Source organism: Streptosporangium sp. NPDC002721 (assembly GCF_042888905.1).
GTDB lineage: Bacteria > Actinomycetota > Actinomycetes > Streptosporangiales > Streptosporangiaceae > Streptosporangium.
In genome coordinates this window covers 204,251-222,211 of sequence record NZ_JBIAQI010000013.1, presented here as the reverse complement: position 1 = coordinate 222,211, position 17,961 = coordinate 204,251, and the positions used below count along the sequence as shown (strand labels likewise).

The following is a 17,961-nucleotide window of genomic DNA, read 5'->3' as shown; positions in this document are numbered from 1 at the left end:
TCCGGCCACCCGCCGAACGCCGGAGGAGGCCGTGCGGCGGGCTGACCCGGGACCGGACCCGGGTGGCGCCTCCGGGCCCTGCCGCCGGGTGTAGACGCCCTGTCGCCGGACGCAGACGCCCTGCCGCCGGACGCGGACGGAGAACGCGCGCGACGGCACGCGTCCTCCGGTCCGTGACAAACATGTTCCGGCGTGTTCCGGCCCATGACATGCGTGTACGGCTGGCGCTCGGCGCCAGCCGTACGGGATGGGCGCGAACTCAGCCGGCGATCAGCTCATTAGTCCGCTCGTATTCCTCTTTGGCCAACTCCAGCAGGTCCCGCCAGGAGTCGACATCCGGTCGCCGGCGCAGCAGCGCTCGGCGTTCGCGCTCGGTCATCCCGCCCCACACCCCGAACTCGATGCGGTTGTCCAGCGCATCGGCGAGGCACTCGGTCCGGACCGGGCATCCTCGGCAGATCAGCTTCGCTCGGTTCTGGGCAGCACCCTGAACGAACAAAGCGTCAGGATCCGCACCCTTACAGGCCGCACGGGAGGTCCAATCCGTGATCCACATTCGACCCCACTCCCCTTTAGGTGGTCAGTCGTGACTTGGGCCGACGGGCGCGGGCGTCGGGCCTCGGTATTCAATTGCTGCAGAAAGAGAACGTACGCAACCAGACGTTCGGGCCGACAGACCCCGCCGGGACCAAATTCTCACATGGTCATCCACGGCCATCTGGCCGGGAATGACTAGTCACCTGCCTGAGATACCGGGACAAACCCAAGCTAAGATGGCGTTCCGTTACCGTTTGCGTCATCCGTCCGACGTACCCTGGGTTCTGTGCAAGCTCAAGGCAAAGACCAGAGGTCTGTGATCGGCGCTGCCGGTAATGTGCTGAAGTTGCTCGGCGCGGCCGCCATCACGGGTGTGCTCGTCGCCGCCGTGGCGCTCCCGGCGGTGGGCGGGGCGGGGATGACGGTGAACGCCGCGGCCGATGAGCTGCGCCTTCTCCCCGAGGAGCTCAAGGAACCCCCCCTCGCCGAGAAGACCACCCTGCTCGACGCCGACGGCAAGCAGTTCGCCCAGTTCTACTTCGAGAACCGCGAGTCGGTGAAGCTGGACGAGGTCGCCGACGTCATGAAGACGGCGATCGTGGCGATCGAGGACTACCGGTACTACGAGCACGGCGCGATCGACCTTGAGGGCACCTTCCGCGCGGCCGTGAAGAACGTCTCGGGCGGCGGGGTCGTCCAGGGCGGCTCCTCCATCACGCAGCAGTACGTCAAGCTCGTGCTGGTCAACGCCGCGGAGACCAAGGAGGAGCAGGCGGCCGCGATCGCTCCCACGCTCTCCAGGAAGCTCAACGAGCTGCGCTACGCCCTGGCCATCGAGGAGAAGTACACCAAGTCGGAGATCCTCGAGCGCTACCTGAACATCTCCTACTACGGCGCGGGCGCCTACGGCATCCAGGCCGCCTCCCGGCGCTTCTTCAACAAGCCGGCCTCGAAGCTGACCCTGTGGGAGGCGGCCACCCTCGCCGGGGCCGTGCAGAACCCGAGCGTGACCGACCCGAGCGCGGGCAAGGCCTCCCGCGACCGGCTGCTGGTGCGGCGCAACACCGTGCTGAACCGGATGGCCGAGCTCGGCAAGATCACTCCGCAGGAGGCCGAGGAGGCCAAGAAGAAGAAACTCGGCTTCAAGAACATCGAGGCCCCCGGCGGCTGCGAGGAGAGCGCCTACCCGTACTTCTGCCTCTACGTGCGGCAGGAGATCGCGACCAACGAGGACTTCGGCAAGACCCGCAAGCAGCGCGAGAGGCTGCTGCAGCGGGGCGGCCTGGTCATCAAGACGACGCTCGACACGAAGGCCCAGAAGGCCTCGGAGAAGGCGATCAAGGAGTACGTCAAGACCAGCGACAAGCCGGTCGCCTCGCAGGCGATGGTCGTCCCCGGCACCGGCGCCGTGAAGGCGATGGCCGCCAGCCGCAACTTCGGCAGGAACAAGAAGAAGAACGAGATCAGCTACAACCTCGTCGGCGACAAGGCCCACGGCGGCGGGGCGGGCTTCCAGGCGGGCTCCACGTTCAAGCCCTTCACCCTGCTGACCGCCCTGGACCAGGGCATGAAGCTGAACGACGGCTTCGGCACCGGTTCCGGCTACCGGGCCCCCGGCAAGGGCTCGTTCCGCGACTGCAAGGGCAACGGGGTCGGGGAGCCCAGCCACGAGGTGAAGAACTCCAGCGAGGGCGGCGGCGGCTTCAAGACCCTGACCACCGGCACCCTGGGCTCGGTGAACACCTTCTTCATGCGCCTGGAGCAGGAGGTCGGCCTCTGCGAGACGGTCAAGATGGCCAAGAGCCTGGGCATCAAGCGCGCCGACGGCAGGGCGCTGAAGGAGTTCGAGACCTTCACCCTCGGCATCAACGAGATGGACCCGGTGACGGTCTCCGCCGCCTACGCCACGATCGCCGCCCGCGGCACCTACTGCAGCCCGATGGTGATCACCGAGAGCACCGACCGCGACGGCAAGAAGACCTCCTACAAGCCCAAGTGCAAGCAGGTCCTGGACGAGGAGGTCGCCGACGCGGCCAGCCACATCATGTCCGGGGTCTTCACCAAGGGCACGATGACCGAGGTCGGCGGCATCGGCCGTCCGGCGGCGGGCAAGACCGGCACCACCGACGCCTACACCGCCGCCTGGTTCGCCGGGTTCACCCCCGACCTCGCCTCCGCGGTGAGCCTCGGCGACCCGCGCGGCGCCTTCAAGTACGACCTGACCGGCGTGACCATCGGCGGGCGCTACTACAGCTACGTGTACGGCGCCTCGATCTCCGGGCGGATCTGGAAGGACTCCATGCTCGGCGCGCTCAAGGGCGTCGAGGCGACCCCCTTCACCCCGGTGAACATGGAGCGCTTCGGCGGCTGCACCGGCGGCCGGTGCGCGCCCAAGCCCCCGCCGAAGCGCGACAACGGCGACGGCCCCGGTGACGACCGGGGCGACCGCGGTGACGACGGCGACGGCCCGTTCGGCCCGCCGGACGGCGGCGGCAACCGGGAGATCAACGACGGTTTCGTGTTCGGCCCGAACGGCGGCGCCCCGATCACCCCGACCGCCCCGGCCGCCCCGTAGCGGCACCGGAGCCTCGGGGTTCCAGAGACGCCGGAGCCCTCCTCGCCGGACCTTCGCAGGTCCGGCGAGGAGGGCTCTCGCCGTATCGATCTCGCCTTGTCAGGAAGACGCCAGGCGCGCCCGTACGGCCTGCGCGACGCGACCACCCTCGGCGCGTCCGGCGACCTTCGGGTTCACGAGCTTCATGACCTGGCCCATCGCCTGCGGGCCGGTGGCGCCGCTCTCTGCGACGGCCTCCTCCACGAGCCCGGCGAGCTCCTCGTCGGACAGCTGCGCGGGCAGGTACGCCTCCAGCACGGCCTGCTCGTCGACCTCCGCCTGGGCCTGCTCCGCCCGGCCGGCACCGCTGAACGCCTCGGCAGCCTCGCGACGCTTCTTGGCCTCCTTGGCCAGCACCTTGACGACCTCGTCGTCGCTCAGCTCGCGTGCCGTCTTCCCCGAGACCTCCTCGACGTTCACGGCCGCGAGGGCCATGCGAATCGTGCGGGTGCGGATCTCGTCCCTGCTCTTCATGGAGGCCGTGAGATCGGCCTTCAGCTTGTCCTTCAATGCGCTCATGCCGTCCATCTTGCCGCCTCACCAGCCCCGCTGTATCCCGAGTTTCCGTTCGAGGGCCCGATCTCGGGCATGATGAGAGGGTGAGGAAAGCAGCCGCGGTGCCCCTGTCCCTGTTCGGAGCCGGCCTGGCCGGCCTCGCGTACGCCTCGGTCGTCGAGCGCAACGCGTTCCGGCTGCGCCGCTTCGACGTGCCCGTGCTGGAGCCCGGGCAGCGGCCCGTGCGCATCCTCCACCTGTCCGACCTGCACCTCACCCCGGGCAGGCGCAGGCTGATCGACTGGGTGCGCTCGCTGGGAGCCCTCAACCCCGACCTGGTGGTCAACACCGGCGACTCCATCTCGCACCCCGACGCGATCACGCCCCTCATGCACGCCCTGGAGCCCCTGCTCTCCCGACCGGGCCTGTTCGTCTACGGTTCCAACGACATGTACGAACCGCGGCCGAAGAACCCGGCCCGTTACCTCTGGCGCACCTCCAAGGCCGACTACGGCCAGAAGATCCCCTCCCTCCCCTGGGAGGAGCTGGGCACCGCCATGGCCGCCGAGGGCTGGCTGGACATGAACAACACCACCGCCCGCCTCAAGGTCGGCGACCTCGACGTGGCCGTGGGCGGTATCCACGACTCCCACATCAACCTCGACCGCTACGACCTGATCGCCGGTCCCGCCCCGGCGGCGGCCGACCTGCGGCTGGGCGTGATGCACTCGCCGGAGCCCCGCAACCTGACCCGCTTCGCCGCCGACGGCTACCAGCTGCTGCTCGCCGGACACACCCACGGCGGCCAGCTCTGCGTCCCCTTCTACGGCGCCCTGGTGACCAACTGCGGCATCGACCGGGCCCGCGTCAAGGGCATGAGCCGCCACGACTCCGCCTACCTCCATGTCTCCGCCGGCCTCGGCACCAGCCCCTACGCCCCGGTCCGCTTCGCCTGCTATCCCGAGGCCAGCCTCCTGACCCTGATGCCCCGCCGCCGTGGCGACGCAAGCACCCACGAAGTCCGCTAGACTTTTCCAAGCACGAGCAAGACCGGGCGTGTGAACGGGGTGTGGCGCAGCTTGGTAGCGCGCTTCGTTCGGGACGAAGAGGCCGCAGGTTCAAATCCTGTCACCCCGACGTTGATTGTCCCGAGTTCAAAGGCCTGGCCGCTGGAGACAGCGGCCAGGCCTTTGATCATTCAACGGTCATTCGACCGTGCGCCTGAAGCTCTTCGAGGGGCACTGACGGGTTCGAGGAGTCTTCCCCGGCACTCTCCGACCGACTGTCGGTAGTACCCGGCCCAGAGGACAGTTCGTCGTAAACCACAGGTCCCGGCGAGCAGACCTCTCGACCGACAATCAATCACCCGTGACGCCCCCCTGACTCGTGGTCAGACCCGATTCCCAGGCAGGCACCCGTCCCGCGCGAGTCACCGCGCGGTGTCGGAAGAATCCGCGGGGACCGAACCGTGTCACCTTGCGGATACTTTCCAAAGTACATCAAGAGAGTTTCTGTAGATCAAACAACACATAACGGGCATTTAGCGAATAGGCCGAAAAGTTGCCTCGCCCGTTGTGATAAAAATATCCCCTGCTTTCGGGAGGGGACTCCGCGCCCGAACGGCGGTATTTCCTGCATTCGGCGGCGTAGGACAAAATGACACCTCAGCAGTCTCAACGGGAAACTCACGGCTGGCCCACAGGTACACTTCTCGCCCGACTGGCGGAAGAGGACCGACGCGGACTTCTGGGGCTCGGCGTACACAGGTCGTACCCGGCCGGCCACATGCTGATCCGCCAGGGCGATGACGCCGGAGCCGTTCACCTACTGCTCGACGCCCTGGTGACGGTCACCGCGCGGGTGGAGAACGGCAGCGAGACCCTTGTGGCCATCCGGGTGAGTGGTGACGTGGTGGGCGAGATGGCGGTGATCGACGGCAGCACCAGATTCGCCTCGGTCTCCACCTGCCGCCGGTCGTTGATCAGCCAGGTGGCCGGCCCCGTCTTCATGGAACACCTCCACCGGCACCCGACCGTCGCGGTGATGCTCAACCGGATTCTCAGCGAGCGACTGCGCCAGGCCAACCGGCGACGGCTCGACTTCGCCGGATACGACGTGGATGTGCGGCTCGCCCGCGCTTTCCTCGAACTGGCCCACCTGCACGGCCGCGAACAGGCGGAGGGAGTCGACGTCGGCGTGCGGTTGTCCCAGGCGGAGTTCGGGGCTCTGATCGGCGCCAAGGAGGGTTCCGTACAGCGGGCCCTGCGCCGGCTGGCGGCCCTGAAACTCGTCCAGCCGGGGCATCGCCGAATATTGATCTTGAATCGCGAAGCTCTGATGAACTTCGCAGACCTCCACACACATCCGTAAAAACAGACTTTCGTTCACATTTCCCCTAACCCAACTTTTGACGGCTTTCATGGCGCCGACCAGTGGCAGGGTTTCCCGACAACTCCCAACATCAGCTCTGGAGGTACGGATGCGCAGTTCCGCCATGGCGAAAACACAGCCGATGTTCTCAGTCGACGTGGAGAATTACAGCGGGCGCAACGCGGCCGAACAGTACGAGGCGCAGCGCGGGTTCGACCGGGTGCTGGGCGCTGCCGCCCGCAGGACGAGACTCGACCGTGACGAATGGATCACCCAGTGGTCGGGAGACGGCGGGTTCGCCGTCTTGCCGGGAGACACCCCCATCGGCGTGCTGGCCGAGACGTTCGTCCAGGAGATCGACGTGGCCCTCGGTGCCCGTAACGGCCGGCCGCGTCCGGCGCCCTGGACCCGCCTGCGGCTCAGACTCGCACTGCACGAGGGGCCGGTCAGGACGGACGGCGCCACCGGCGTTCCCGGCCCGCACGCCGTACAGGTCAACCGGCTGGTCGACGCGGACGCGGTACGGGTGGCGCTGTCCAGTTGCCCGGGCGCGAACCTCGCCGTGATCGTCTCCGAGCGCGTCTTCAACGACTACCTGACCGATGGTTACGGCCGGCTCAGCCCGGCCGAGTTCCGGCAGGTGCGCGTCAAGGCCAAGAAGGAGACCTACCTTGCTTATCTCTACGTCCCCGGCTGCGACCTCTATGACATCCCCGCGCTCAACGATTTCGACCCAAAACCGCACGAAGAGGCCGTACCTACGCCGAGGAGCCACCCCGTACAACCCGTCGTGCACGGCTCGGCGCACACCATCACCGACTCCGTCGTCAACGAGACCCACAAGGGTGACATCAACATCGGCGACATCAACCTGGGAAGGCGATGGGGCTCCACATGAGCGAGACCGACGCCGGGCCGGACCATGCCTCCGAGGCCGAGGCCGAGGCATCCGCACCCCAGCCGGAACCGCCCGTGGCAGCCGGGCAGCAGCAGCCCCCGGAGCTGTCCGCGCTGGCCAAGGGCCGAGAGGAGAAGGCTCCCGAGGTCTCCCTGGAGGAGGAGGAGCCTGACGACGATCGGCCGCTCGGCGAGCGGCTGGCCGATGAGAACAGAGAGCGCCGGCTGCGCGATGAGAACCTCGACGGCCTGTACGCCACCAGGACGGTGCATGGCTCGGCGCACCGCATCATGGACAGCACCCTCTTCGAGACCCATCACGGCGACATCAACATCGGGCTGCGCGACTCCGGACCGATCGTCAGGACCTACCCGGTCGGTGACGAGGACGCCCGCCGGATCCGAGACACCTTCGTCGACGGCGACGCCCGCAAGCGCCTCGTCGAGCAGCTCCACAGCGAGCGAGTCGTCGTCCTGGCAGGGCACGCGGACAGTGGGAGGGAGTACACCGCGCAGGCCGCACTGCTCTGGTGGGCCTATGGCTCGCCCCAGGAGGAGAGTCGCCGCACCGCCCTGCTGATGGTGAGCGGCGACCCTGCCTACGTGAAGGCCGACAGCCTGCGAAGGCGGACCGGTTACGTGCTGGACGCCACGCGAGCCGCCTGGGCCAGGCAGAACCCTCAGGAGGTCCTCCGGCATCTCGACCATCTCGCGGATGTGCTGTCCGGCTGCTTCGTCGTCCTGACCGGCCCGGACGGGCTGTTCGGGCAGCCTTCCGTTCGCCACGACCCCCCAGAGCCCGTCGAGGTGTTCGAGCGCTGGCTGAAGTACGAGCTGACCAGGCTCGACCATGGCGGTCTGTTTGAGACCGCTTACCAGATGGACGGCCTCGCGGACTTCGCCGCCGAGAAACGACCTCCTGGCGAGAGCGCCAGGCTGGCCAGGGAATCGGCCGCCGTCCTCTGCGGGGGAGGCCGCCTCGACGACGTCATGGCCGGTCAGCCCGGTGAGCTCAAGAAAGCGGCTCGCGAGCGGCTGGGCAGTGATCATCCACTGCACCTGCGTTGTTTCCTGATCAGCGCCGCCGTGCTCAACGAGCTTCCCGTCATCACCGTCTCGCGGGCGGCCTCGCTGCTCGTGGAGCTGGTCGGGGACGAGCCCTCAGCACAGGAACAGCCTGACGCGCCCACGTGGCAGTGGTTGCCCGACTGGCTGGATCACGCCTGGGCCGACTGCGACGAAGCCGACGACACGAGCGGGATCCGCCGGGTCCGCCTGCGAAGACCGCACCTGGCGGCCGCCGTCCTGGAAGTCGTCTGGCAGGAGGGGCAGAGTATTCGCGACCCCGTGCTCGCGTGGCTGAGGGAGCTGTCCAGGCACCCCGGGCGTGACGTGCGGATCAAGGTGGCCCACGCGATCGGCCGACTGGCCACCTACGACTTCGACGTGATCGACACGGAGTTTCTCCGCCCGTGGAGCGGCGGATCCTCTCGGCAGAGCGAGCAGTGGCTGGCCGCCTGGGCATTCGAGGCGGTGGCCCACGCCGAGAAGGCCTCGGGCCGCGTGCTCGATCGCCTGCGCGGTTGGTCCGAGGGCACGGCCAAGCAGCGCACGGTGGTGGCGCGGGCATACGGCTCCCGCATCGGCGTCGACTGGATAGAGGAGGCCCTCGCGGCCTTCCAGCGGATCTCGCTGCGCTCCTCACCGAAACAGAGATACATCCAGGACGCGGTGGCTCGCTCACTCACCGAGGTGTACGGCCGGGAGACCGCGCCGGCGATCCTCGGCGAGCTCTCCAGGTGGATCGAGAAGGAGCACCCCGGGCTCCGCCGTACCGCCGCCCTGACTTTGACCCGGCTCGCCTCCGAGGTAGGAGGTCAGCGCAGCAGGCTCCAGTTGGACGAACTCGACGACGAGCTGTGGCAGGAGACCGAGCGGCAATTGGTGGAGCTGTGGCTGAACGCGCTCAGCTGCGGGCTGACCCCTCGCAACCTGCAGAACATCGTCGGTGGCCCGCCGGTCCACGAGGCGTGGACCGCGCTCGCCGCCTGGGTCGGTGACTGGGAGAAAGCCCCCGAGCGCCGCAGGTCCGTCATCGAGAAGGTCTTCGCCGCCGGTCGGGGCGACCTGCGAGGGCCGCTTCAGCTTCATCTGCACCACTGGTTCCGCAGAAAGACGATCAGCGCCGAGCTCAGCCGGCACCTCTACCACCTGATGAAAGGCGGCGTCGCCCGATGAATTTTTTCCGCAGGATCTGGAATCGGATTCGCCCCCGTCCCGCGACCTCCGCGGCTCCTCACGTGTGCGCCGAAGAGGAGCCGTACAACCCGATCATGCTCACCCGCCGCTTCATGCAACCGCCACCCCGCCCGTGCGATCATCCGGCCGGTGAGGGCCTGCATGTCAGGGACGAGGCGCTGGTCATCGAGACACCGGCCCGGGGCGACGCCCTGACCTTCACGGTCACGGTGTGGTGTTCGTGGTGCGCCCAGCCGAAGGCCGGTCGTCCGGCCGGGGAGCTGTGGGCGGAGATCGACGCCAAGCGGATGGAGGTGCACAGGCGCGTGCACGACGTGGTGCGGGCCACAGCACGCGGGTTCGACGCCCACCTGCCCCAGGAGACCGAGGAGGCGATCGAGGAGGCCTTGGCCGCCGCGTTCCTCACTCCGATCCACAACTGCGACGACGTGGTCATCAAGTGCTCGGCCCGGGCCTGGGTCGCGCTCAGCCCGCAGGTGCTGGAGTTCGAGCGCGGGATCAGCCAGCAGTTGCTGGAGAGTCATGCCAGGCTCGAACTCACCCGCGCGCACGTGGAGCGGCTGGGCAAGGAACGCGACCTCTGGCTCGGCTTCCTGGAGGAGAGCGGGAAGAACTGGCGGAGTCGCTTCGCCGTACAGCTCGCCGAGCACCCCGTGAACGTGGCCAGTGTCATGAACATCATGGAGAACGAGCGCCGTGAGGAAGCCGACCGCTTCCTCACGCTGGTCCAGAGCGTGGTGAGCGCCCAGCAGGCGGTCAACGTCTTCGATCTCGTGGCCGACAGCGAGAGTGCCCTCAGGCTGGCACTGGAGCAGCTCGGCGTGCGTCTTCCTGAGCCCTCGGCCGACCTGCCGTGGGAGCGTGTATGAGGAGCGTGGTCCGGGCATCCGGTCTGGTCTGCGTCCTGCTGGCCTCAGGATGCTCGTTCCTGAACACGGGCGCGACCGCGGGCACGCCGCAGCCGGGTGCCGCCTGCACGGCGCTCAGCAGGCTCGCGCGTGACAGGACGCCGACCGTGCAGGAGTTGGTCGTCGTGATCGACCGCAGCGCGTCCACACAGGACGCGGAGTCGGGTGGCGTCCCCGACTGGTACACCGCGATCTTCGGTGGCCGGGGGGTGGCACAGGCCGACGGCTCCATCAGCTTCGGCGCCGAGGAGAAGGCCCTGATCCCGTCGCTGCCGACCCCCGCCGTTGTCAAGGTCGGCGCCTTCGACGGCGGCAGGCGCGTGGACTGGCAGGGCGCGCCCGTCTACCTCCCCAGGATGAGCGGTGGCGAGTCCAACCGCAGGGAGTTCGCGGGGAACGCCGGCGCCTGCTTCAGGCACCTCGTCGGGGAGGCCGCCCGCTCCCCCGCGGGCAAGAAGGGGAGCAACGTCATGACCGCGTTCCAGGTCGGGCAGCGTGGCTCCGGCACGGCACGGCGGACCCTGGTCGTGGCGACCGACGGGCTGGCCACGACCGGTTGCGCGGACCTGCGCACCACCGCGATGCGCGACTCCGCGCACGCGGATCGCATCATCAGATCGTGCGCGGCGCAGCAGGCCGTACCGGACCTGAAGGGCTGGGAGGTGCGGCTGCCCTGGGTGGGAAGTGTGGGAGCCGGGCACCCCGAACCGCAGGAGCCGCACCTGGAGTGGCTGCGCCGGCTGTGGACGGGCCTCTGCGAGAAGGCGACGGGGACGGCGGACAGGTGCGTCGTCGACTCCGGCATACCGCCCTCCTCCGACGAGGCAGAACCTGCGGAGGAGGGCGCCGAAGACCTCACGATCACGTTCCCCAGCGTCGAACGGCGTCCCAACCCTGTCCAGGTGGAGAGGCTCCCTGGTGACCTGCTGTTCGCAACGGACTCCGACCAGGTCTCGCCCGAGGGTTTGGAAGCGCTGGCGGCCTTCGCCGAGAAGGTGACCCCCAAGGCGCCGGAGTGGCTGGAGGTCATCGGCCACACCGATGACCAGGGGGACGCCGCGTACAACGTGGACCTGTCCACCAGGCGTGCCGAATCGGTGCGCCAGGTGCTCGAGGAGGCGGGCATGACCGGCATCCGCGTCAAGGGGCTGGGCGAGAGCCTGCCGGAACCGGGATGCCGAGGGACGACCGCGAAAGACCGGCAGTGCAACCGCAGGGTGGAGATCAAGTACAAGGTGCGTGGATGAGATGACCATCGGACAGCCCCCCGACGACGAGGTGCTCAACGGCAGGATGGTGCAGGCCACCGAGACAGAGGCCCGTCCTGTCCACCTGTGCCATCACGGCTGCGACTGCTGGCAGCGCAACTTCGACAGGTACGTGGAGACCACGCCGACCCGCACGTCCGATCAATTGGACAACGTCGAATCATACGCGCTGCTTGAGGCCAAGAACCGAGCCGCGCGCCTGGTACGCCAGCACGCCGAGGCGATGGATCTGGGCCGGCGCCGACTGATCGAGACGCATCAGAACGCGCTGGCCGCCCTGGCCGGGTTCAGGGCGGCCGCCGAGGGAGGTGAGGTCGGCTCAGCCGTACAGGACCTGCGGCGGCTACGCGACGAGCGTGCCAGAACCCGAACCCCGCGACGGCCGCTGTGGCTGCGGATCATCGTGTGGCCCACGATCGTCGCGGTCGGCGCCTTCGACACCTGGTACTTCCGCAACATCTTCCAGAAGTTCGTCGGCAACACCGACATCTCAGGGCTGGAGGAACTCCTCACGCTGTTCCCGGGCCTGACCCTGACGATCGGCATCGTGATCGCGGGGACGATGCTCGGCGGTCCGGCGCACCGCGCCGCCCGCCTGCACACCGAGCGCCAAGCCGGCCGCCGGGGAATCAAGCGACTGCTCGCCGGCATCGGCCCCTGGTCGCTCCGACTACTACTGCCCGGCATGCTCCTGCTCGTCGCCGCGAGCTGGGCGGTACACCGAGCGCGGGAGGCGAACCTCACAACCGCACAAGCCGCGGACGACGTGGCCCAGCTTCCGCTACCGGTCGACTTCGTGACAATTCTGATCGTCACGCTCACCTTGTGCGCGCTCGCCATGAAGATCGCGGCATATGACCCGTACGCGAGCGAGGAGTTCGATGCTCGTCGACGCGGCCGCACCACGCGACTGCTCGCGGCCTGGCATCTGCGCAGGACCAGTGCCCGTGTCACGAAACACACTCTGGCCTGGAGCGACCTGTGCGCGCTCCGCGACGATCTCGTGAGCAGGATCTCCGAGCGGTACGGCGACGCCTACCAGTTCATGATGTACGCACGCGGTTTCCATGAGAAGGCGGGCAGCCTCCCACCGGTCTTCTCCGCCGGGGAACGCGGTCCGTCCCTGCGGGAGCGTATCCAACCCGAACTCACCGGAGTCGTGGGACCCGAACCGGAGTTCGGTGCCCTGCGCCAGGTGGAGGAGGCTATCGAGCGCTATCAGCCGTATCCACTGCAGGAGGAGATCACCAGACTGCGTGAGCACCTGATCGCTCAGCGGTCGGCCATCCCACAGCCTCCTGCCACGGACACCGGCGATGAGTGACCGAAACCGCGCGAACGTCTACGCCCAGCGGATCCTCGGCGAGATCAGGGAGGAGGTGAACCGGGCGGACACCAAGGCGTCGATCTTCCTGGGCACCACGGGCATCGCCGTCGGCGCCGTGCTCGGCGGTCTGTTCGCGGGTTCGTGGAAACCGTTCGATCTCGGTTCGGGCGAGTGGCTGTGGTGGTCGGGGACAGCTTCGATCGGTGCTTCCATCTGCCTGTTCCTGGCAGCCGTATATCCGCGCGGGAGAACGGGCCCTCCCGCCAAGATGATCGCCTTCTACGGCGACGTGCTCGCCCAGGAGTCGACGTCCGCCCTTGTCACCGTGCTCGAACGTTCCTCGCGTGCGGAACTGGAGCTCTTGGCTGACCAGATTCACCTGATGAGCAGGGTTGTCCACATGAAGTACCGCCTGATACGAGCAGGCATCTGGCTGCTCGCCGGCTCCGCCGTGGCCTGGCTGGCCGCGGCACTCATCGGCTAGCCACGGTGTCCCCACCGGGGACGCGACGCTCTCGTTCCGGGCACGGCGGGTAGCGCCTCCGTGCCCTTCGGAACCTGTCTTCCTTCCCGCTCGCCCCGGTGTCGACGGTGGTCGGCGAGAGCGACGGCGGGAGCGAACGTACCGGAATGCCTTCTGATCCGCTCGGCCTTGAACTGCCCCGGTTTGTATACATCAGGTTTTGCGGCTATGCGGCGGCACAACCACCTTCGCGAATGTTCTTGAGCGCATGTCGATGCTCGCATCCGGCAGGACTGAGCCGGCCATCGGCTCAGTCCTGCCGACTGGAAACCGCGGATCCGTGCTCGGTGGCCGTCCTGCGCACTGACCGGTGAGCCTCAGGGATCACCGAAGCGTGTCACCCGTGACCACCTCTGGGACCTTCGGGGTCTTCGGGGTCTTCGGGGTCTTCGGGCTCTTCGGGGGCGGCGTGTCGCAGCCAGGCGTAGTCGATCGGCTGGGAGACGTTCCACTCCGCGGCCAGGTGGGCCTCGACCGGCAGGAAACCGGCTCCCCGGTAGCACCGCAGGGCCCGGTCGTTGTCCGGGTGCACACGCATGAAGACGTTCGCGTAGCCCGCGTCCCGGGCCAGCGCGGCCAGCCCTCGTACCAGCTCCCGCCCGATCCCCCTGCCCCGGGCGCCGGGGGCCACGATGATCCGGGCGAGCTCGATCTCCCCCTCCTCGGGATCGACCCACAGCTCCCCGTAGCCGAGCGGGTCACCGTCCGCGAGGAGCATGTGGGAGCGTACGTCCTCTCCTCGCTGCCAGCCGGCGACGACCTCCGGAGGCAGGGGGAACTCGTGCCGTCCGCACCACATCGCGACCTCCCGCGACGAGGCGGGCCAGCTCGCGACCGTGGCCGCGTGTGCCGTGTCGAAGGGCAGCAGGTCCATCTTCGGTCCGTTCATTCCAGCATGATCTACCCGAGACGCCGCCGGGCGCTCCCTCAGCGGTGCCGGGCGCCCTCGTGGTCCGCGTGGCCGGCGGGCTCCAGCTGCAGCGTGGAGTGCTCGACGTCGAAGTGACCGGCCAGGCATTCGTGCAGCCGGTCCAGCACCGGGCCGAAGGAGCCGTCCACCAGGACGCCGTCCGCCATCACGACGTGGGCGGACATGACCGGAAGCCCCGAGGTGATCGTCCAGGCGTGCAGGTCGTGGACGTCGATGACGCCCGGTGTCTCCAGCAGGTGCCTGCGGACCTCCTCCAGGTCGACGCCCCGGGGCACCGCTTCGAGCAGGATGTCCACGGCCTCGCGCAGCAGGCTCCAGCTGCGCGGCACGATCAGCAGGGCGATGACGACGGAGACGATCGGGTCCACCCTGGTCCAGCCGGTGAGCGCGATGACGACCGCGGCGACGATCACCGCGACCGAGGCCAGCAGGTCACCGAGGACCTCCAGGTAGGCGCCTCGCATGTTGAGGCTCTCCGTCTGGCCGGGGCGCAGCAGCCACAGCCCGACCGCGTTGGCGGCCAGGCCGACCGTGGCCGCCACGAGCATCACCGTCCCGCCGACCGGCTCGGGGTCGGCGAAGCGCCGGACGGCCTCGTACAGGATGTAGAGGCTCAGGGCGAGGAGGACGACCGCGTTGATCGCGGCGGCGAGGATCTCCGCCCGCTGGTAGCCGAAGGTCCGCCGGGCGCTGGCCGGTTTGCCGGCCATCCAGACGGCGAACAGCGCCAGCGCGATGCCCGCGGCGTCGGTGGCCATGTGCCCGGCGTCGGCGAGCAGCGCCAGGCTGCCCGACAGCGCCGCGCCGATGACCTCGACGACGAGCACGCCGAGGGTCAGCAGCAGCACGACGACCAGGCGCCCGCGGTGCGCCGCGGTCGCCGTCGGCTTCGCATGCCCGTGACCGTGTCCGTGCCCCATTACGCTCCATCCCCGTGGGTACAACCCTCAGCGTTTATACAGCAGGCACTGTATATACAGCAAGTGATGTATTGTGATAACCATGCTCACCGCCGCGACACGCCTGGACGCGATGGCCCGTCTCGGAAGGGCGCTGGCCGACCCCAACCGCTGCCGGATGCTCATCGCCCTCCTCCAGGGACCCACCTACCCCGCACGACTGGCCGACGAGCTCGGACTGACGCGCCAGAACGTGTCCAACCACCTGTCATGCCTGCGCGGCTGCGGCCTGGTGGTCGCGGTGCCCGAGGGGCGCCAGACCCGGTACGAGCTGTCCGACCAGCGCCTCGCCCACGCCATCGAGGACCTGCTCCACGTCGTGCTCGCCGTCGACCCCGACCACCAGGACGCGCACGAGGCGGATCCGGCGGGATAGCTCCATACCGGTATCACCCGATCCCCCGGCCTCATAACCGCCTGTCCGGCGCTTTTCAACGGCTGCGGACCTCCGCGGTGACGGCGACGCCCGTCGCGGCGCGCTCAGGAACGGACGAGCCTGGCGATGGCCTCGGACGCCTCCCTGACCTTCTCCTCGGCCTCGGCGCCCCCCTTGGCCGTGGCCTCGGCCACGCAGTGCGCCAGGTGCTCCTCCAGGAGGGACAGCGCGAAGGACTGCAGGGCCCGGTTGGCCGCCGACACCTGGGTGAGGATGTCGATGCAGTATTTGTCCTCCTCGACCATCCGCTGCAGCCCTCGCGCCTGCCCTTCGATCCGGCGCAGCCTCCGCAGATGGTCCTGCTTGCTGGCGGCGTATCCGTGCATCTCTCCCCCTCCGCTCGGCCTCCCCCGTTGAAGAATACCCCCCGTCAGTATTCGAGGCGGCCTCGCGGACCGGGCCTCCGCTACACGCCGCCGACCACCTCGGCGGGCGGCGACGCGAGCTCCCAGCCGCGCAGCAGGGCCCGGGTGACGACCGTGACCGCGCAGCGCTGCGCGGCGTACGTGAGGGCCATGGTGTGGTGTTCCCGCGAGAAGTCGGCGACGGCGTCGGCGACGAGGAACGGCTGGAGGTCCTGCATGAAGGCGTCGCAGACGGTCATGAGACAGCCGATGTGCGCGTAGACACCGCAGACGATGAGCTGGTCGCGTCCCATGGCCTCCATCCGGGCGCGCAGGTCGGTCCTGCAGAAGGCGCTGTAGCGCCACTTGGTGAGCAGGATGTCGTGCTCGGCGGGAAGAAGGCTCGTGACGATCTCGCTCTCCCGGAGACCGGGGATCCCCGGGCCCCAGAAGTCCTGGAGGAGGCCGCGCTCGCGCTCGCTCTGACCTCCGGGCTGCGCCGAGTAGACGACGGGGACCCCCAGGGCGGCGCAGGCGTCGCGCAGGAGGCCGATGTTGGCGATGAGCCCGTTCAGCGGCGAGACCCCGGCGGCGAAGGGGGCGAGGAAGTAGTTCTGCATGTCGTGGATCAGCAGGACCGCGCGACGCGGATCGGGGCGCCAGCTCACCCGGTTCTCGGGAAGATCGTCCTCCCCCGGCAGCGGGTAGGAGGCGATCTGGGGGAGGGCCACGGGCACTGTCTCCTTTCCTGTGATGTCCTGTGACGACGGGTCTTTCCCGCGGTGTCAAAGCCTTCCCGCGGCGGGCCGTTCCCCGCAGTGGCGCGGTCCTCGCGGTGGCGCGGTCCTCGCGGTGGCGCTTCGTCCCGCGCGCCGGTGGGTCAGCGGTCCTGGTCCAGGCCGACGGCACGGAGCATGGTCTGGAACTTGGCGGTGGTCTCGGCGAGCTCGGTCTCCGGCACCGATCCCGCGACGATCCCCGCGCCCGCGAACAGCCTCAGGGTCTGGTCGGCGACCTCGGCGCAGCGGATGGTCACGACCCACTCGCCGTCGCCCGTCGCGTCGCCCCACCCGACCAGGCCCGCGTACAGGCCGCGATCGAACGGCTCGATCTCCTGGATGGCCTCGCGCGCGGCGCTCGCGGGCGTACCGCAGACGGCGGGGGTGGGGTGCAGCACCGTGGCCAGTTCCAGTGACGTGACCGCCGGGTCGTCCAGCACGCCGGTGATCCGGGTCGACAGGTGCCACATCGAGGCGGTGGACAGCGGCGAGGGGCCGGCGGGGACCGACAGCCTGCGGCAGTACGGGCGCAGCGCCTCCACGATGCTCTCGATCACCAGGGCGTGCTCGCGAAGGTCCTTGTCGGAGCCGAGCAGGGCGCGGGCCCGTTCGCGGTCGACGACGGGGTCAGGGTGGCGGGGCGCGGACCCGGCGAGCGGGTTCGTCGTGATCCGGCGGCCCGAGCGGGAGACGAGCAGCTCGGGACTGGCCCCCAGGAGGGTGCGGGCGGTGTCGCCGCTCGACGGCAGGTCGACCGCGTAGCCGTAAGCCTGCGGGTCGCGCCGTATGAGGTTGCGCAGGACGCGGCCGACGTCGACGGGGGCGCCCAGGGTGATGTCCATGGTGCGGGCGAGCACGATCTTCTTGAGCTCCCCGGCGGTCAGCTTGGCCAGCGCCTTCTCCACGCCGCGTACGTAGTCGCCGGGATCGGAGACCGGGCCGAAGCCGGTGAACGTCCCGCCGATCCGCTCGGGGGCGGCGGAGGGACCGGTCGGCGGGCTCGTCCAGCAGACGGCGGCGGGCACCAGCAGGCGCGCGGGACGGTCGTCGCGGAAGGGGATCGCGCCCACCACGACGGGGTTGGGGTGGTCGGAGTCCCGCGCGTCGCGCAGGGCGGAGGCGACGCGCCCCTGCAGGCTCGTCGTCCCGGACTCGGGAATCTCCTGGAGCACCCCCCTGGCGAGCAGGGTCCGGGTCGGCGAGGTGAAGAAGAAGGTACCGGGCTCGTAGTCGCCCAGGAGGTCGGGCATTCGAGACATGGTGAGGACGTCGTTCGACGACATGGCGAAGAGGTCTCCTGTCGAGAGGGATCCA

The 17,961-nt window shown here is 68.9% G+C and carries 17 protein-coding genes and 1 tRNA gene; 11 read left to right on the top strand and 7 right to left on the bottom strand.

Annotation, left to right across the window (positions count from 1 at the left end; all coding sequences use genetic code 11):
* Nucleotides 1-259 precede the first annotated feature (259 nt).
* Nucleotides 260-556: a WhiB family transcriptional regulator gene (locus ACFYWM_RS20495; RefSeq protein WP_012887233.1), complete on the bottom strand. Its 297-nt coding sequence runs from the start codon at nt 554-556 to the stop codon at nt 260-262.
* Between the two features lie 318 nt (nt 557-874).
* On the opposite strand from ACFYWM_RS20495, the gene ACFYWM_RS20490 reads away from it, so the two are divergent.
* Nucleotides 875-3,112 (top strand): transglycosylase domain-containing protein, encoded by a 2,238-nt coding sequence (locus ACFYWM_RS20490; protein ID WP_389916895.1) that lies wholly within the window; start codon nt 875-877, stop codon nt 3,110-3,112.
* A 99-nt stretch (nt 3,113-3,211) separates the two neighbouring features.
* Here the strand turns inward: ACFYWM_RS20490 and ACFYWM_RS20485 are convergent, their stop codons facing one another.
* Nucleotides 3,212-3,670, bottom strand: a complete 459-nt coding sequence (locus ACFYWM_RS20485) for a GatB/YqeY domain-containing protein (RefSeq protein WP_389916893.1) — start codon at nt 3,668-3,670, stop codon at nt 3,212-3,214.
* Between the two features lie 80 nt (nt 3,671-3,750).
* On the opposite strand from ACFYWM_RS20485, the gene ACFYWM_RS20480 reads away from it, so the two are divergent.
* From ACFYWM_RS20480 to ACFYWM_RS20440, 9 genes are all read left to right on the top strand, one after another.
* Nucleotides 3,751-4,674 carry a metallophosphoesterase gene (locus tag ACFYWM_RS20480; RefSeq protein WP_389916891.1) on the top strand — a complete coding sequence of 308 codons (924 nt, stop codon included), beginning with the start codon at nt 3,751-3,753 and terminating at the stop codon, nt 4,672-4,674.
* Nucleotides 4,675-4,709: 35 nt separating this feature from the next.
* Nucleotides 4,710-4,783: transfer RNA gene (locus ACFYWM_RS20475), tRNA-Pro, on the top strand.
* Nucleotides 4,784-5,302: 519 nt separating this feature from the next.
* On the top strand, nt 5,303-6,016 hold the full coding sequence (locus ACFYWM_RS20470; RefSeq protein WP_389916889.1) for a Crp/Fnr family transcriptional regulator: 714 nt from the start codon (nt 5,303-5,305) through the stop codon (nt 6,014-6,016).
* A gap of 142 nt (nt 6,017-6,158) precedes the next feature.
* Nucleotides 6,159-6,914 (top strand): hypothetical protein, encoded by a 756-nt coding sequence (locus ACFYWM_RS20465; RefSeq protein WP_389916887.1) that lies wholly within the window; start codon nt 6,159-6,161, stop codon nt 6,912-6,914.
* A complete protein-coding gene (locus tag ACFYWM_RS20460) occupies nt 6,911-9,151 on the top strand; it encodes a hypothetical protein (RefSeq protein ID WP_389916885.1) in 2,241 nt (746 codons plus the stop codon). Before ACFYWM_RS20465 ends, ACFYWM_RS20460 begins: the two co-directional genes overlap by 4 nt.
* Before the next feature lie 62 nt (nt 9,152-9,213).
* A complete protein-coding gene (locus ACFYWM_RS20455; protein WP_389916883.1) occupies nt 9,214-10,041 on the top strand; it encodes a hypothetical protein in 828 nt (275 codons plus the stop codon).
* Nucleotides 10,038-11,327, top strand: a complete 1,290-nt coding sequence (locus tag ACFYWM_RS20450; RefSeq protein ID WP_389916881.1) for an OmpA family protein — start codon at nt 10,038-10,040, stop codon at nt 11,325-11,327. Before ACFYWM_RS20455 ends, ACFYWM_RS20450 begins: the two co-directional genes overlap by 4 nt.
* Before the next feature lies 1 nt (nt 11,328).
* A complete protein-coding gene (locus tag ACFYWM_RS20445; RefSeq protein ID WP_389916879.1) occupies nt 11,329-12,672 on the top strand; it encodes a hypothetical protein in 1,344 nt (447 codons plus the stop codon).
* Complete coding sequence (locus ACFYWM_RS20440) at nt 12,665-13,159, top strand: Pycsar system effector family protein (protein WP_389916877.1); 495 nt, start codon at nt 12,665-12,667, stop codon at nt 13,157-13,159. The genes ACFYWM_RS20445 and ACFYWM_RS20440 overlap by 8 nt, the downstream gene beginning before the upstream one ends.
* Before the next feature lie 376 nt (nt 13,160-13,535).
* Here the strand turns inward: ACFYWM_RS20440 and ACFYWM_RS20435 are convergent, their stop codons facing one another.
* Entirely contained in the window at nt 13,536-14,087 is a 552-nt protein-coding gene (locus ACFYWM_RS20435; protein WP_389916875.1) for a GNAT family N-acetyltransferase, read from the bottom strand.
* A gap of 38 nt (nt 14,088-14,125) precedes the next feature.
* Nucleotides 14,126-15,049: a cation diffusion facilitator family transporter gene (locus ACFYWM_RS20430; protein ID WP_389916873.1), complete on the bottom strand. Its 924-nt coding sequence runs from the start codon at nt 15,047-15,049 to the stop codon at nt 14,126-14,128.
* Between the two features lie 82 nt (nt 15,050-15,131).
* Here ACFYWM_RS20430 and ACFYWM_RS20425 point away from each other — a divergent pair, with 82 nt between their 5' ends.
* Entirely contained in the window at nt 15,132-15,464 is a 333-nt protein-coding gene (locus ACFYWM_RS20425; RefSeq protein WP_389916871.1) for an ArsR/SmtB family transcription factor, read from the top strand.
* A gap of 104 nt (nt 15,465-15,568) precedes the next feature.
* On the opposite strand, the gene ACFYWM_RS20420 is transcribed toward ACFYWM_RS20425, so the two are convergent.
* The 3 genes from ACFYWM_RS20420 to dhbC form a co-directional block, all read right to left on the bottom strand.
* Entirely contained in the window at nt 15,569-15,850 is a 282-nt protein-coding gene (locus ACFYWM_RS20420) for a metal-sensitive transcriptional regulator (protein WP_389916869.1), read from the bottom strand.
* 80 nt (nt 15,851-15,930) lie between these two features.
* Nucleotides 15,931-16,599, bottom strand: a complete 669-nt coding sequence (locus tag ACFYWM_RS20415) for an isochorismatase family protein (RefSeq protein WP_389916867.1) — start codon at nt 16,597-16,599, stop codon at nt 15,931-15,933.
* Nucleotides 16,600-16,748: 149 nt separating this feature from the next.
* On the bottom strand, nt 16,749-17,930 hold the full coding sequence (gene dhbC, locus ACFYWM_RS20410; RefSeq protein WP_389916865.1) for an isochorismate synthase DhbC: 1,182 nt from the start codon (nt 17,928-17,930) through the stop codon (nt 16,749-16,751).
* Between the last annotated feature and the right edge of the window lie 31 nt (nt 17,931-17,961).

Excerpts from the sequence above, each read along its gene's own strand:
- ACFYWM_RS20495 (WP_012887233.1), bottom strand. The coding sequence starts at position 556 with ATGTGGATCACGGATTGGACCTCCCGTGCGGCCTGTAAGGGTGCGGAT.
- ACFYWM_RS20485 (WP_389916893.1), bottom strand. The coding sequence starts at position 3,670 with ATGAGCGCATTGAAGGACAAGCTGAAGGCCGATCTCACGGCCTCCATG.
- ACFYWM_RS20470 (WP_389916889.1), top strand. The coding sequence starts at position 5,303 with ATGACACCTCAGCAGTCTCAACGGGAAACTCACGGCTGGCCCACAGGT.
- ACFYWM_RS20465 (WP_389916887.1), top strand. The coding sequence starts at position 6,159 with ATGTTCTCAGTCGACGTGGAGAATTACAGCGGGCGCAACGCGGCCGAA.
- ACFYWM_RS20460 (WP_389916885.1), top strand. The coding sequence starts at position 6,911 with ATGAGCGAGACCGACGCCGGGCCGGACCATGCCTCCGAGGCCGAGGCC.
- ACFYWM_RS20450 (WP_389916881.1), top strand. The coding sequence starts at position 10,038 with ATGAGGAGCGTGGTCCGGGCATCCGGTCTGGTCTGCGTCCTGCTGGCC.
- ACFYWM_RS20445 (WP_389916879.1), top strand. The coding sequence starts at position 11,329 with ATGACCATCGGACAGCCCCCCGACGACGAGGTGCTCAACGGCAGGATG.
- ACFYWM_RS20440 (WP_389916877.1), top strand. The coding sequence starts at position 12,665 with ATGAGTGACCGAAACCGCGCGAACGTCTACGCCCAGCGGATCCTCGGC.
- ACFYWM_RS20435 (WP_389916875.1), bottom strand. The coding sequence starts at position 14,087 with ATGAACGGACCGAAGATGGACCTGCTGCCCTTCGACACGGCACACGCG.
- ACFYWM_RS20430 (WP_389916873.1), bottom strand. The coding sequence starts at position 15,049 with ATGGGGCACGGACACGGTCACGGGCATGCGAAGCCGACGGCGACCGCG.
- ACFYWM_RS20425 (WP_389916871.1), top strand. The coding sequence starts at position 15,132 with ATGCTCACCGCCGCGACACGCCTGGACGCGATGGCCCGTCTCGGAAGG.
- ACFYWM_RS20420 (WP_389916869.1), bottom strand. The coding sequence starts at position 15,850 with ATGCACGGATACGCCGCCAGCAAGCAGGACCATCTGCGGAGGCTGCGC.
- dhbC (WP_389916865.1), bottom strand. The coding sequence starts at position 17,930 with ATGTCGTCGAACGACGTCCTCACCATGTCTCGAATGCCCGACCTCCTG.